General features: G+C 44.4%; 16 protein-coding genes and 2 pseudogenes. 16 read left to right on the top strand and 2 right to left on the bottom strand.

Annotated elements, in window-relative coordinates:
- Nucleotides 1–161: 161 nt before the first annotated feature.
- The gene (locus tag AC0IYG_RS29600) at nucleotides 162–962 is read left to right on the top strand and encodes an AraC family transcriptional regulator (RefSeq protein ID WP_471714647.1); all 801 of its coding nucleotides are present in this window, start codon (nucleotides 162–164) and stop codon (nucleotides 960–962) included.
- A gap of 90 nt (nucleotides 963–1052) precedes the next feature.
- Complete coding sequence (locus AC0IYG_RS29595) at nucleotides 1053–1259, top strand: hypothetical protein (RefSeq protein ID WP_471714646.1); 207 nt, start codon at nucleotides 1053–1055, stop codon at nucleotides 1257–1259.
- A gap of 312 nt (nucleotides 1260–1571) precedes the next feature.
- Here AC0IYG_RS29595 and AC0IYG_RS29590 read toward each other — a convergent pair whose 3' ends face one another.
- Entirely contained in the window at nucleotides 1572–1931 is a 360-nt protein-coding gene (locus AC0IYG_RS29590; protein WP_471714645.1) for a YraN family protein, read from the bottom strand.
- 88 nt (nucleotides 1932–2019) lie between these two features.
- Here AC0IYG_RS29590 and lipB point away from each other — a divergent pair, with 88 nt between their 5' ends.
- The 7 genes from lipB (at nucleotide 2020) to AC0IYG_RS29555 (ending at nucleotide 6389) form a co-directional block, all read left to right on the top strand.
- The gene (lipB, locus tag AC0IYG_RS29585; protein WP_471714644.1) at nucleotides 2020–2733 is read left to right on the top strand and encodes a lipoyl(octanoyl) transferase LipB; all 714 of its coding nucleotides are present in this window, start codon (nucleotides 2020–2022) and stop codon (nucleotides 2731–2733) included.
- A 12-nt stretch (nucleotides 2734–2745) separates the two neighbouring features.
- The gene (locus tag AC0IYG_RS29580; RefSeq protein ID WP_471714643.1) at nucleotides 2746–3159 is read left to right on the top strand and encodes a hypothetical protein; all 414 of its coding nucleotides are present in this window, start codon (nucleotides 2746–2748) and stop codon (nucleotides 3157–3159) included.
- Between the two features lie 27 nt (nucleotides 3160–3186).
- Complete coding sequence (locus AC0IYG_RS29575; RefSeq protein ID WP_471714642.1) at nucleotides 3187–3921, top strand: 3'-5' exonuclease; 735 nt, start codon at nucleotides 3187–3189, stop codon at nucleotides 3919–3921.
- Nucleotides 3922–4015: 94 nt separating this feature from the next.
- The gene (locus AC0IYG_RS29570; protein ID WP_471714641.1) at nucleotides 4016–4213 is read left to right on the top strand and encodes a hypothetical protein; all 198 of its coding nucleotides are present in this window, start codon (nucleotides 4016–4018) and stop codon (nucleotides 4211–4213) included.
- The gene (locus AC0IYG_RS29565) at nucleotides 4183–4896 is read left to right on the top strand and encodes a hypothetical protein (RefSeq protein ID WP_471714640.1); all 714 of its coding nucleotides are present in this window, start codon (nucleotides 4183–4185) and stop codon (nucleotides 4894–4896) included. Before AC0IYG_RS29570 ends, AC0IYG_RS29565 begins: the two co-directional genes overlap by 31 nt.
- A complete protein-coding gene (locus AC0IYG_RS29560; protein ID WP_471714639.1) occupies nucleotides 4877–5155 on the top strand; it encodes an RNB domain-containing ribonuclease in 279 nt (92 codons plus the stop codon). The genes AC0IYG_RS29565 and AC0IYG_RS29560 overlap by 20 nt, the downstream gene beginning before the upstream one ends.
- A gap of 1 nt (nucleotide 5156) precedes the next feature.
- Nucleotides 5157–6389 carry a ribonuclease R family protein gene (locus AC0IYG_RS29555; protein ID WP_471714638.1) on the top strand — a complete coding sequence of 411 codons (1233 nt, stop codon included), beginning with the start codon at nucleotides 5157–5159 and terminating at the stop codon, nucleotides 6387–6389.
- On the opposite strand, the gene AC0IYG_RS29550 is transcribed toward AC0IYG_RS29555, so the two are convergent.
- Nucleotides 6386–6601 (bottom strand): hypothetical protein, encoded by a 216-nt coding sequence (locus AC0IYG_RS29550; RefSeq protein WP_471714637.1) that lies wholly within the window; start codon nucleotides 6599–6601, stop codon nucleotides 6386–6388. The two genes, AC0IYG_RS29555 and AC0IYG_RS29550, sit on opposite strands and share 4 nt — an antisense overlap.
- 182 nt (nucleotides 6602–6783) lie before the next feature.
- Between AC0IYG_RS29550 and AC0IYG_RS29545 the strand changes: the two are divergent.
- The 7 genes and pseudogenes from AC0IYG_RS29545 to AC0IYG_RS29515 all read left to right on the top strand — a co-directional run bounded on the left by AC0IYG_RS29545 (nucleotide 6784) and on the right by AC0IYG_RS29515 (nucleotide 13182).
- Nucleotides 6784–7673, top strand: a pseudogene (locus AC0IYG_RS29545) (3-keto-disaccharide hydrolase).
- A gap of 241 nt (nucleotides 7674–7914) precedes the next feature.
- The gene (locus tag AC0IYG_RS29540; protein WP_471714636.1) at nucleotides 7915–8172 is read left to right on the top strand and encodes a DUF7088 domain-containing protein; all 258 of its coding nucleotides are present in this window, start codon (nucleotides 7915–7917) and stop codon (nucleotides 8170–8172) included.
- A gap of 368 nt (nucleotides 8173–8540) precedes the next feature.
- Nucleotides 8541–8951: a Gldg family protein gene (locus tag AC0IYG_RS29535; protein WP_471714635.1), complete on the top strand. Its 411-nt coding sequence runs from the start codon at nucleotides 8541–8543 to the stop codon at nucleotides 8949–8951.
- Between the two features lie 40 nt (nucleotides 8952–8991).
- Nucleotides 8992–9570, top strand: a complete 579-nt coding sequence (locus AC0IYG_RS29530) for a Gldg family protein (RefSeq protein ID WP_471714634.1) — start codon at nucleotides 8992–8994, stop codon at nucleotides 9568–9570.
- Between the two features lie 18 nt (nucleotides 9571–9588).
- Nucleotides 9589–10714 (top strand): annotated as a pseudogene (gene dnaN / locus AC0IYG_RS29525) (DNA polymerase III subunit beta).
- A gap of 186 nt (nucleotides 10715–10900) precedes the next feature.
- Nucleotides 10901–11275, top strand: coding sequence for a BlaI/MecI/CopY family transcriptional regulator (locus AC0IYG_RS29520; RefSeq protein WP_471714633.1), 375 nt, complete (start codon nucleotides 10901–10903; stop codon nucleotides 11273–11275).
- 2 nt (nucleotides 11276–11277) lie between these two features.
- Complete coding sequence (locus AC0IYG_RS29515) at nucleotides 11278–13182, top strand: M56 family metallopeptidase (protein WP_471714632.1); 1905 nt, start codon at nucleotides 11278–11280, stop codon at nucleotides 13180–13182.
- Nucleotides 13183–13242: the final 60 nt, after the last annotated feature.

The raw sequence follows: 13242 nt of genomic DNA, 5'->3' as shown, positions 1-13242 counted from the left end.
TTCGTCGTTGAGGGCTAGGCTGATAATGGATATTTTGTGGAGGATATTGTCTATTATTGTTGCCTGAAATATATTCCGATTAAAATAGTCAATGATCGAGAGCACTGTTTGAGACGATTAACGCTGGTGCGGACGCCTCGTTTCTTGTCAATTCATTCAATTTGGAGCGGTTTGATGTTCCTTATCACTTCCACCCGGAATTTGAGCTTACGTTGATTCTCAAAGGCGAAGGGAAGCGCTATGTTGGAAAAAATATGGCTGATTTTGAAACCGGTGATCTTGTGCTGCTGGGATCGGATTTGCCTCATTCCTGGAAATCGGGAAGTTTTACAGTGCCCGGTTTACAAGCCAAATCCATTGTGGCTCAGTTTGATAAAAATTTTCTCGGCGCTGATTTTTTTGAAAAACCAGAATTGGCAAACATTCGTGCGCTGTTGAAAGTGAGTGCACACGGCGTTCATTTTCTAGGCCAAACGGCAGTTGAAATAGCGGCTAGTATGAAAACGCTTGCCCAGGAAACGGATCCGTTCCGGAAAATGCTGCTGTTACTGGATATTCTGGAAAAATTATCGGCTTCAAAAGAATTCGTGCTGCTCGATCAGGACGGAGTGGTTGCCACGCAGCTAAGCAGCAACCGAGACCGCATTAATGCTGCGCTGGGCTACATTGTGGACAATTTCCGAAATGACATTGTGCTGAATGAGGTTTCGGCGGTCGTAAATATGTCGCCCAATGCCTTTTGTAAATATTTCAAAAGGGTAACTAACAAAACTTTCCTGGATACGGTGATCGATTACCGCATCAATTTCGCCGTGCAGCAGCTGCTTTCCACAGACCGGCCCGTCTCCGAAATTTCCTTTGATAGCGGATTCGGCGACGTTTCTCATTTCTACAAACTCTTCAAAAGACGCATGAAAATGAGCCCGTTGAATTACAGGAAAAGCTTTCAGAAAGGGATTTAGAGAATGTAAGGCATTGCATGCGAAGAGTTGAGAAGCATTACACAAGTCATTCAGTTTCACAAATGACGTAAAACCTAAAATCGATGCATCATGTCAATGCCAGAGGCATGCAATATCGGTAACCTCTCCAAAAACGAAAAACGCAAAATGCCGGCAGGCATGTTACAACCTGTTGCATCCCTCCGGGATTTCGACCCGGTTAATGTCTCCTATCCTACCGATATTTTATCCCTCTGGGATTTGATTTTATGCAAATCACTCGATGTGGCCCACAACATTCACCTGCAAAAGGTATGATAAATGAGTCCGCCGAATTATAGAAAACGGTTTTCGAAAAGCATTAGGGATTATATCGGAGCAAAGGCGTTACACAAGTCATCCAGTTTCGCAAATGACGTACAATTTAAAATCGATGCATCATGCCAATGCCAGAGGCATGCAATATTGGTAGCAATGTCAAAAACGAAATAAATGCAAATGCCGGCAGGCATGTTACAACCTGTTGCATCCCTCCGGGATTTTGGACATCGTTGGTATATTTTGTTCTACCGATATTTTATCCCTCTGGGATTTGATTTATGCAAATCACTCAATTTGCGCCTCAAACATTCACTTACAAAAGGCATCTTCAATGTGGTAAATCTCTGGCTTGCCATTCGGTAATATCAGGATTGAAATAATGTCAAAGCGGATATCAAACATCCAGTCTTTGTCAAAAATGTAATGTTCGGCAGCCCGCATGATGAGCCGGGCCTTTGTAACATTCACAAATTCCTCAGGCATCCCAAAACATGTGCTGCTGCGCGTCTTAACCTCGACGAATATGAGCATTTTGTCTTTCCTGACGATCAGGTCGATTTCCGAATGGCTTTTGCGGTAATTTTTTTCGATAATATCAAATCCCTTCGCAGCCAGAAACTCTGCTGCTTTATCTTCACCCCAGTTTCCGAGGTCATTATGTGCTGCCATAAGAACAATTTGTATGTGAATGTGTGTTTAATATTAGATGCATATTACATTGAGACGTTAAAAAGTATTTTGGTCACAAATTTTTTAAATGAATACCCTCATCAATAAAAACGTCCATTTTGAAGACTTGGGGCTGATTGATTATCAGGAGGCTTGGGATTATCAGGAGAAGATCTTTGCGGAGACAATTTCAATTAAAACTGCAAACCGGGATCTTCCAGCGGACGAACAGCTTTTGACTCCCAATTATTTGCTTTTTTGCCAGCATCCCCACGTTTATACGCTTGGAAAAAGTGGTAAGGCGGATCATCTGCTTCTTAGTGACGAAGCACTTTTGGAAAAACAGGCCAAATATTACAAGATCAACCGTGGCGGCGACATTACTTATCACGGCCCGGGCCAGCTGGTGGGTTACCCGATTTTTGATCTGGACAATTTTTTTACCGATATCCACCGTTATATGCGGACTTTGGAGGAGGCGATTATTCTTACATTGGCCGATTATGGACTGAGTGCAGGTCGGATCAATGGTTTGACGGGTGTTTGGTTTGATTTTGAAGAGCAAAAAAATCCACGAAAAATTTGTGCATTGGGCGTGAAATCGAGCCGGTGGGTTACGATGCATGGCTTTGCTTTGAATGTCAACACGGACCTTTCTTACTTCGGAAACATTGTGCCGTGCGGCATTGAGGATAAGGCGGTTACTTCCATGGCAGCGGAATTGGGAAGAGAATTGGATATGCAGGAAGTTTCCGATAAATTAAAAAATCATTTAGCAGGACTGTTCCAAATGGAGCTGTAAGTTTTAGAATTAATGAAAAAAGATATCATATTTCACCCGGTTCAGGGCATACAGGTTGCGATTGTAAGGAATATCAATGAGGCGGGCGCGGACGAATGGAACGTGATCGTGATCAACAGAAATCAGGAGCTGATTACCAATGTATTTGTAACGTCAAAAGGTTATGGTAACACCGAATCCGGGACTAACTCGGAGCAGCGGACTTCTACATTAAGACATTTTTTCCCCGAAATAAAGGCTGGTGAGCACGTGGTTGTGGAGCCGATCATGCCGGATGTTTTTCATCTCAACAACGAATTTTGGGTGAGCTATTTCATTGGAAATCAGATATACGATAAAAAGTTTATCTTCGTGCCCGACAGCATCATTGAAGATAACCTCATTCCCATCAGTCCGCTTGGGCTGGAAGGCGTGGTGCATGAATAGCAGTATTTTTTACACAAAACACACATTATGACAGAAGATTTTAGAAGGCGTGCCAAGAACTTCTTGTTGCTTGACATTGAAACCGTTTCCTCATTTGCTTCCTACGACGAGCTTCCCGAGCGGATGCAAAAGCTTTGGGACAAAAAAGCACTGACTTTCCGAAAAGGGGATGACGAAACTTCCAATGCTGCTTATTTCTACGACCGCGGCGCGATTTACTCGGAATTCGGCAAGATCGTTTGCATTGCATTTGGTGCATTTTATTGGAATGAAAAAGATGAGCTTTCATTCAAGGTCAGCAGCTTTTCAGGAGACAATGAAGTTGATATCCTCCTGCAATTCAAAGCATTAATAGAAAAATATCCGGCAGATCAGCTCATTTTGTGTGCGCATAACGGCAAGGAATTTGACTTCCCGTTCCTATGTCGCAGAATGCTGATCCATTGCATTGAAATCCCGAAAGCATTGCAGATTTCGGGTAAAAAACCCTGGGAAATTTTGCATCAGGACACGATGGACCTTTGGAAATTTGGCGATTATAAAAGCTACACTTCGCTGGATTTGCTGGCAGCGGTTTTTGACATTCCGGGCAGCAAAAACGAAATGAGCGGCGACCAGGTTACCAAGGTTTATTACGAAGAAAATGATCTGGCCAAAATTTGCCGATATTGCAGAGAAGATGTTGTCGTTCTGGCACAGCTTTATCTGAGATTACATTGTTTTAAAGTAGTCCAGCCCGAAAACATTGTTAGAATTGAATAGCATTCAGCTAATGGCTGGCGCCCGGCGCTCCGGCGTCCGACACTCCGGCGGCAAACCGCTTTCACAATTGTGGAAGCATTTAATAAGAGAATAAATGAAAGACAAAAAAATAAAAATTAACAAAGGCAATGATAAGAAAGAGGCCAGAGCGCCCCATCACATCGTTTCCTACATTGATAATCTGAAAGCTGACATTGCGGCTTTTTTCGATCAAACAGCGAACACACTTTCCGGCCTTTCGATGTCCACGACCATTTTGGTGTGCTGGATAAGAAGGTTAAGCAGCTTATAAATGAAATTATTCACGAGCTGGAAGAGGAAGGAAGGCTTGTGCATCAAAACGGCGGCTATTCTGCCGGTCCGAATAAAGAGGTGAAGAAAGGGCTGACCGGCCGCGTGGACCGTGTGAACAAATCCTTTGCATTTGTGATCATTGAAGGTCGCGAAGACGACATTTATATAGAGTCCGAAATGTTGAATGGCGCGTGGGATGGAGACATTGTTACGGTGCAGCCTTTGACAAAAAATAGCCGCAATTCACGATCAGGTCGTAATGACTCGGGAAAAAGCCGTGTTGAAGGACGGGTCGCTGAAATTGTGGAGCGTTCGAGTGCGGAGATTGTGGGGATCATTGAAATCACTTCCCGTTATGCGGTCGTTCAGCCTGATAACAAAAGCTTTTTGACCCTGATTTACATTGAACCGGAAGAGGTTAAGGAAGCGCAGGATGGTGATAAGGTGATTGTAAAAGTTACGCAATGGCCTACAAGAAGAAGCCAGGCTGAAGGTGAGATTGTTCAGGTTTTGGGTAAAGCCGGTGACAATGATGTTGAAATGCACGCCATTTTAGCAGAATTTGGTCTTCCATATCATTTTCCTGAAATCGTGGAAGCAGAAGCGCAGCGGATCCCGGATATTCTGAAAAGAGATCAAAAACCGCAAGGACATTCGCGATGTGCTGACGTTTACGATTGACCCGGTGGACGCGAAAGATTTTGACGATGCGCTTTCTGTGCGTTATCTGGATGAAGGAAATGTTGAAGTGGGCATTCACATTGCGGATGTTTCACATTATGTTTTACCGGGAACGGAGTTGGAAAAAGAGGCTTACCGTCGTGCAACATCAGTTTATCTGGTGGACCGGACGGTTCCTATGCTTCCTGAAAAGCTTTCCAGCAACCTTTGCTCGACTAAGGCCGAACGAAGACAAGCTTTCTTTTTCGGTGATTTTTGAAATGAGCCCGAAAGGAAAAGTGCTTAAAGAATGGTTTGGCAGGACGATCATTCACTCAGACAGGCGGTTTTCGTACGAACAAGCGCAGGGTGTTCTGGATTCGGGCGAGGGCGATCACGTTCGCGAGCTGAACACATTGAACACGCTGGCAAAAATTCTGAGAAAAGAGCGCTTCAAAAGTGGTGCGATCAATTTTGAAACAACGGAAGTTCGGTTTAAACTGGACGAGAAAGGAAAACCGCTTGGCATTTACACAAAAGAACGCCACGATTCCAACAAACTGATTGAAGAATTCATGCTTCTTGCTAATAAGCGGGTGGCAGAATATGTGTATTCGCTTTCGAAAGGCGAAGATAAAAATACAATGGTGTATCGCGTTCACGAAGCGCCGGACACGGATCGTCTGCAAACATTCGCGACGTTTGTTGCCAAGCTCGGCTATAAGCTGGAAGTGGAAGAGGAAAATAAGATTGCCAAATCCATGAACAGCATGCTTTCAAAAGTGGAAGGCAAGCCTGAGCAAAACCTGATCGAGTCACTTGCCGTGAGGACAATGGCAAAAGCGCGTTACAGCGTTGAAGATCTGGGCCACTTCGGACTCGCATTTCAGCGCTATTCCCACTTTACATCGCCTATCCGCCGTTATCCGGACGTCATGGCGCACCGGTTGTTGCAACATTATCTGAACGGTGGCACTTCGGTTCCGAGAGACAGCTACGAAGACGCGTCCAAGCATTCGTCTGAAAGAGAGCGACTTGCGGCAGAAGCGGAAAGGGCTTCGATCAAATACAAGCAGGTTGAGTACATGAGTATGATGGACAAAGACCGCGAATTTGATGGCATTGTTACCGGCGTCACTGAATTCGGAATGTTTGTTGAGATCACAGAAACCGCATCGGAAGGATTGATCCGCATGACGGATCTGGGTGATGACTATTATGAGTTGGACAAAGAAAATTACCGGTTAATCGGTCAGCGCACCAAGAAGATTTACACGTTTGGCGATACGGTTAAGGTTAAAGTGAAAGAAACCAATCTCGCGCGCCGCAGCATGGATCTGTATCTGGCTGGAACGATTCCCTCCCCTTCCAGAAATAATGGTTCGGCGACCGGGAAAGACGTTCAAGATCGTCGAGTGAGTCGCGTGAATCTAGATCGTCCGGCAGAAGCCGCAAACCGAGTTCAAGCTCGTCTTCTCCGAAACCTAAGAGTAAGAGACGGGGGCGATAGTTAAGCGGGTTGTTTTACCTTCTTCAAAAGCTCGTCAACCCGATCTGACAAAGCAGTCAGCCCTTTTTCAATTTCCATATCTAATGTTCCCGGAGCAAACTGATCTTTGTTCCGGGCCACTTCTTTCCAAAATTCTTTCTTCTCCTCGTCGCTCTGCAATGTCGAAAATTTAGTGAATGCCGCCCGTAAGGATTTCGGGATAATCTCTTGGTTCATGTGCTCAGAATTGATTTAAGTTCAAGTAATTGATCCAAAATACTATTAATATGTGCTTCTAGCATTTACGACAATGCGAAAGGAATTATTCGCCGGTAACGTTTAGCCGTTTATTTGAATCGAAAGAATTAGATTAACATGTTTTGCCGCTTTGACATTAGAGCAAACTTCAATCTCTCAACATGTTTAAAAAACTGATATCCGTAGCTACCCTGCTTATCCTTTCTCTCACATCCCAAGCCCAAAAAGCAGCTGACAAGGAGGAATGGCAATCTTTATTCAATGGCAAAGACCTTACGGGCTGGGACATTAAAATTGCGGGGCATAAGGTGAATGATAATTATAAGAACACCTTCATTGTCGAGGACAACATGATCCGGGTGAACTACAAAGAGTACGACAAGTTCACTACCGAATACGGGCATATGTATTACAACAAGTCCTTTTCTCATTATAAAATCAGACTGCAATATCGCTTCACAGGGACTCAGGTGCCCGGTGGCGCTTCGTGGAATGTCAGGAACAGCGGCATTATGCTGCATTCGCAGTCTGCTGCAAGCTTAGGTCTGGATCAGGATTTTCCTATCTCTTTGGAAATGCAGTATTTAGGTGGCTTGAATGCTGGCGAAAGAACTACCGGAAATCTCTGCACGCCCGGAACAATTGTTGAGATAAACGGAAAAGTGGATGAGGCACATTGCATTAATTCCACCTCAAAAACCTATAATGGCGACCAATGGGTTAGTGCTGAGGCCATTGTGCTAGGCGACTCCATTGTTTATCACATGATTGAAGGCGACACGGTGCTCACATTCACCAATCCAAAAATTGGCGGCGGATATGTGGGCAAGAATCATACATTTAAGGACGAAAAGTAGGCAGCGAAGACGAATGGGTTCGCAAAGACAACACGCCGTTAAGCAGCGGTTACATTGCATTGCAGGCCGAAAGTCATCCTATCGACTTCCGGAACATTCAATTGCTCAATTTGAAAGGCTGCATGAATCCAAAGGCCAAAAATTACAAGTCCTATTATCAATATTCAGACAACAGCGCTTGCGTATTCAAGTAAACATTCAGCTGTAATCGCTCGATTCCTGTCAATCTAAGGATGTGTTGAAATAATTAATCACCAATTCATTTTTGGTTTTTTATATTTTTGCAGAAAATGGACGTTAATACTGGACACAGCATCGTCCATTTTTTGTTTACATAATCTTCCTTAATGAAAAATTCAGCGCTCCGGTTTGTCTTAATTTTGGGTTTGCTCGCCGGAGTAAACTGGCTCGCATCGCAATTCTTTTTTCGATTAGATGATGAAAGACAAGCGTTATAGCATTTCGGATGCGACAAAGGCACTTTTAGGCAACTTGGACAAGGATGTTGTCGTCAATGTTTATCTCAGCGGCGACCTTCCGGCTGGCTTTGAAAGACTTGCTAAAGCTGCTACGCGCGAGACGCTTGAAGAGTTTAAAACTTACGCCAATGGACATTTAATTGTCAACTATTCGGATCCTTCCGAGGCGACGAGCGAAAGAGCAGCGGCAAAAACAATTCCTGAACCTCGTTGACAGAGGATTAACTCCAAACAAACATATTTGATAATGAGGACGGAAAGCGCACGGAAAAGATCGTTTTTCCAGGCGCGATCGTTCAGGCAGACACGCTTTCGGTTCCTGTGCAGCTTTTAAAAGGAACAGATCGGCCACGCCTGAGGAGCAGCTCAACCAATCTTACGAAGGCGTTGAATTCGAGATCGCATCTGCCATTCGCCTGCTAGGCAATCAGGAGCACAAAAAAGTGGGTTTGGTTGTCAGCCATACCAAAATTTCTCCCGCCCGTCTGAGCGACCTTATCGCAACCATCCAGCAGAATTACGACGTGTTTCTGGACATGAACAATCCTGAATCCTGACGCTGGACTAGACGCATTGCTGATTTTGAAACCAGACAGTGCTTTTTCCGACGACGAAAAATTTAAGCTGGATCAATACATAATGAGTGGCGGCAATGCATTGTTTTTGTGGACGGCGACGGTTGACAGCGTTAGTCTGGACGGGAGTTATGCGCAGCCATTGGATCTGGATCTCAATGACCTTTTTTTCAAATGGGGTGCAAGGGTGAATACAAATCTAGTTAAGGACCTCAAAAGCAGCGCGGAAATCCTTATGAATGTGGGCAATGTGGGCGACAAGCCGGATATCAGGCCCGTGCCCTGGCGCTTTTTCCCGTTGCTGAAGAACTTCGGCAAACACACCATTACAAGAAATGCTCAATGCAGTTTATACAAGGTTCCTGAGCCCATCAACACAGTTGGCGGCGCTCAGAACATTCGGAAACGCCTCTGCTGATGACCTCTGAAATACGCAGATTCTGAACGCCCCAGTGCTTGTGGGTTATAACGAGGCTCGTAAAGATCCGGATCCGGCAAGTTATAATAATGGTGTAAAATTGGCAGGCGTTCTTTTAGAAGGCTCGTTCAGTTCTCTTTTCGCGAACCGGATTTTACCGGGTGACCCGAAAGCAGCAAAATTTAAATCCACCGGGAGTCCGGCCAAAGTCATCATTTGTTCAGACGGAGACATCATTGTGAACGATTATGATTATAAAAGGAATGCGCCCCTGCCGTTAGGTTATGACCGGGTTACGAGGCAAACCTTCGGAAATAAGGACTTCGTGATGCATGCGCTTGATTACATGACGGATGCAAATGGATTGATCAATGCGCGGAGCAAACAAATTGACATTCGGGCATTGGACAAAATCCAGATCCGCGAGAATAAGAAGTTTTGGCAGGCACTTAATTTATTACTTCCCATCATCTTGATTGGCATTTTCGGAGCACTGACGTTACTATCTCCGCAGCCGAAAATTCGCTTAAAGCACGGTGCTTCGTCGGTTATTTTTTATACTTTTGTCCCCTACAAAACGATTTTTCGAAATCTGTTATTCTATAAATTTATCATCTAAACACTTACGTCACGAATTATGAAGTTTGTCGTTTCGTCATCAGTTCTACTTAAACAGCTTTCTGCTATAAACGGTGTCGTTTCAACGAACCCAATAGTGCCGATTTTAGAGAACTTCCTTTTGTCATTGGAAGGAAATACATTAACCGTAACGGCTTCTGACCTGCAAACAGTGATGATCACTGAAATTGAGGTTGAATCTTCTGAAAAAGGAGCCATTGCCATTCCGGCTAAATTATTGCTGGACACGCTTCGTGGATTGCCTGAGCAGCCGATCACATTGCAAGTAAATAGCGAAACATTCGGCACAGAAATCATTTCTGATAATGGTCGTTACAAGCTCTCAGGTGAGAATCCAATTGATTTCCCGAAAACTCCGGCCGTTAATCGCGGTCAGTCTGTTGACTTTTCTTCTTCGTCCTTAGGCGCGGCCATTGCTAATACATTGTTCGCAACGAGCACGGATGACCTTCGTCCTGCTATGACAGGGGTTTTTGTTCAAATGGGAACAGAAAACGCAACTTTCGTAGCAACAGACGGTCACAGATTGGTAAGATATCGCCGCACTGATATTAAGTCGGAGGTGGACACTTCGATGATCATTCAGCGCAAAGCATTGAATTTGCTGAAATCCTGTCTTCCTTCCGAGGATATGCCGGTTAAGGCTGAATTCACTTCCAGCAATGCGTTTTTCAGCTTTGGAAATATCCGCATGATCTGCCGTTTGATCGACGAGCGTTTCCCGGATTATGAGAATGCAATTCCGACCAATAACCAAAATACGCTTACCATTAACAGATATGGAAATCCTTAGCTCGCTAAGACGTATTTCCATTTACTCAAACAGAACAACGCACCAGGTTCGCCTGAAAATGTCGCTGAATGACCTTGTTATTTCTGCCGAAGATCTTGATTATTCCAACGAAGCGAATGAGCGCTTGATGTGTGAATACAATGGTGACGATATGGAAATTGGCTTCAATGCAAAGTTCCTTATCGAAGTGTTAGGAAACCTTTCCAGCAAGACAATTACATTCGAATTATCTGCTCCAAACCGTGCTGGTTTGATTATTCCAGTTGATCAGGAAGAGAATGAAGACATTCTAATGCTCGTTATGCCAGTAATGCTAAACACTTACGTTTAGAAAATACACTGTTCCTATGAAGAAAATCCGGCTGCTATCAGCCGGATTTTCTTGCTTTATATCCTTTTGAATCAGCATATTAACTTCTTTTAACATTCTACTACGAAAAAAATCGTAGTTAGGGCTTGCATCTACGATTTTTTTCGTAGACATTTGATACGAAGATTATCGTCTCAAATTACCGCCATGTATATCAAGCCAACGGATTCTGAATTAGAAATTTTAAATTACCTGTGGCAAGCCGGGCCCAGCACCGTGCGAGCCGTTCATGATGCCTTGTCTGCAACCAAGGATGTGGGTTATACGACCACATTGAAGTTGATGCAGATCATGCATGACAAGGGACTATTGTATCGAACGGAGCAAGGTCGGTCGCACATTTATGTTGCATTGCTAGGGAAGGAAGAGACGCAGCAAAACTTGTTGGGCAAGTTGGTTGAAACTGCTTTTCAGGGGTCGGCTGCGCAGATGGTCATGCAAGCGCTGGGGAATCACTCGACCTCCAAAGAAGAATTAGATGAAATACGTGCGTTATTAAACAACCTTGAAAACAATCGTTAGCCATGAAAATTATCCAAAACCTTCTTTCAGACACTGTCATCACTGCTTTCGGATGGACATTGATCCATTCCTTATGGCAAGGCACATTGATCGCCATTATTGCTGTTGCCTGCTTTTATCTGCTTCGCCGAAAATCTGCTAACTTAAAATACGTCTTTGGCGTGGGTTTTCTGTCGGCTCAGGTTTTCGTATCCGCACTCACATTCATTTATTATTATTTCAAAGCAACGTCAGCGGCAATGGTTGGTGGAGGAATAGCAGCCAAATCCACCGGAATGTTCCATTTAGCCAGTTCAACGATGAACCGTGCAATCGATTCGGAGCTTCCGTTATCCTTCAAAGTTCAATTCTGGATTTCCGCTCATTTGAATGAACTTGTGGTCTGCTGGCTCATAGGTGCTGCTTTTCTGCTTGTGCGTTTTGCAGGCGGATGGATCTTCACAGAGCGTTTGCGCACGAAAGCCAACATTGTCATGGACAAAGAATGGCGTGCACGGTTTGGCGTAATGATCGCGAAAATGAACATTACACAATCTGTTGAATTTCGGGAGACGGCGAAGATCGTGACGCCCATGGTCATTGGAGCGCCTAGCCCTGTCGTTTTAATTCCGATTGGATTGCTATCCGGATTTTCAACTGCGCAAGTGGAAGCAATTTTAGCTCACGAACTGGCGCATATCCGACGAAATGACTATCTGATCAACATGTTACAATCATTTGTGGAAGTCGTTTTCTTCTTCCATCCCGCCATCTGGTGGTTATCCGACCGCATCCGTGCCGAGCGTGAACATTGCTGTGACGACATTGCATTAAGTGTTTGCGGAGACAAAATGTCATTAGCGCATGCTTTGGTAAAAGTGGCTGAATGGCAGCATACGCCTGGTTTTGCAATGGCATTTGCTTCAAAAAAACCATTGCTTTTGCAAAGAGTGCAGCGCGTTTTGGGATTAAACCCTAAACCTGCAAGAACACTTGGAAACCTACCAATTATGCTTTTTGCGTTGAGCTTGGTTATTGGGATCTCTGTTTATGCTGTCGCCCAAAAATCTGACAAGCAAAAGGCGAAAAAGTCAGCGCAGCATAACGCCAAGAAAAAGCAATCTGCACATAAATATGCGGCAAGAGATCTTTCCGTTGCCCATGCAGATGAGTTTGAGCCGGTTGTTGAACTTGCGGATATGGATGTTCCCGAGATTCCTGAATTTGACATTCCTGAATTTGAGATCCCTGACATTGACCTTTCCGGCATGGCGGACGTTGCATTCATGAACGACTCGACGCAAAAGAAAATGAACGAGATCCACCGTAAGTTGCAAGCGCTTCAAACCGAGATGGAGCCTTATAACCAGCGCATTGAGGAGATTAACCTGGAAATTGAAAAATACCGGTTCGATGTGGAGCGTGTGGAAAGAAACATGGAAAAGCTCGAATGGAAAAAAGAAGGGGCAATGGAATTGCGTGAAGATTTGATGGAAAAGAGATCTTCACTTCTGGAAAGATCCCGCTCCAATGATAATAAGACCAATGAATCGGAATTAGAGAAGCAATTGGGAGATTTTGAGCAGCAGATCAAAGCACAAGAACAAGTGATTTCTGACCTGAATGCGCAGATTGCATCCACAAGAAAAGAAACATTAAAAGCAGAGGAGCCTATCCGCAATCTTGAAAAAGAAATCGAAGGCCTTCGTGAAAAAATGGAAACCATCAGCGAGAAAATGGGAGTTGAATCGCTTGGACTCGCCCGATATGAAACGCGATCAGTGCCGAAAGTGAGGGTTGCCAAAATGCCCCGACCTGCGAAAGCCACTTCCATCCGGAACGGACAAGCGCCTCCGCCACCACCTGCTCCTGCAAAGCCTGCAAAAGCGCCGGCAGCGCCTGCCAAACCACCAGTTCCTAATAAGTAAAAAAAACCGAGCGGGCAATGTAATCATTACCCGCTCGGTTTTTTTAATAACTGATTCTAA

It is taken from the genome of Dyadobacter sp. AC419 (genome assembly GCF_979253085.1).
This window is presented reverse-complemented; position numbering and strand designations above follow the sequence as displayed.

Bases quoted from the DNA above. Each gene is read 5' to 3' on its own strand.
- AC0IYG_RS29595 (WP_471714646.1), top strand. From the start codon at position 1,053: ATGTCAATGCCAGAGGCATGCAATATCGGTAACCTCTCCAAAAACGAA.
- AC0IYG_RS29590 (WP_471714645.1), bottom strand. From the start codon at position 1,931: ATGGCAGCACATAATGACCTCGGAAACTGGGGTGAAGATAAAGCAGCA.
- lipB (WP_471714644.1), top strand. From the start codon at position 2,020: ATGAATACCCTCATCAATAAAAACGTCCATTTTGAAGACTTGGGGCTG.
- AC0IYG_RS29580 (WP_471714643.1), top strand. From the start codon at position 2,746: ATGAAAAAAGATATCATATTTCACCCGGTTCAGGGCATACAGGTTGCG.
- AC0IYG_RS29575 (WP_471714642.1), top strand. From the start codon at position 3,187: ATGACAGAAGATTTTAGAAGGCGTGCCAAGAACTTCTTGTTGCTTGAC.
- AC0IYG_RS29570 (WP_471714641.1), top strand. From the start codon at position 4,016: ATGAAAGACAAAAAAATAAAAATTAACAAAGGCAATGATAAGAAAGAG.
- AC0IYG_RS29555 (WP_471714638.1), top strand. From the start codon at position 5,157: ATGAGCCCGAAAGGAAAAGTGCTTAAAGAATGGTTTGGCAGGACGATC.
- AC0IYG_RS29550 (WP_471714637.1), bottom strand. From the start codon at position 6,601: ATGAACCAAGAGATTATCCCGAAATCCTTACGGGCGGCATTCACTAAA.
- AC0IYG_RS29540 (WP_471714636.1), top strand. From the start codon at position 7,915: ATGATGAAAGACAAGCGTTATAGCATTTCGGATGCGACAAAGGCACTT.
- AC0IYG_RS29520 (WP_471714633.1), top strand. From the start codon at position 10,901: ATGTATATCAAGCCAACGGATTCTGAATTAGAAATTTTAAATTACCTG.
- AC0IYG_RS29515 (WP_471714632.1), top strand. From the start codon at position 11,278: ATGAAAATTATCCAAAACCTTCTTTCAGACACTGTCATCACTGCTTTC.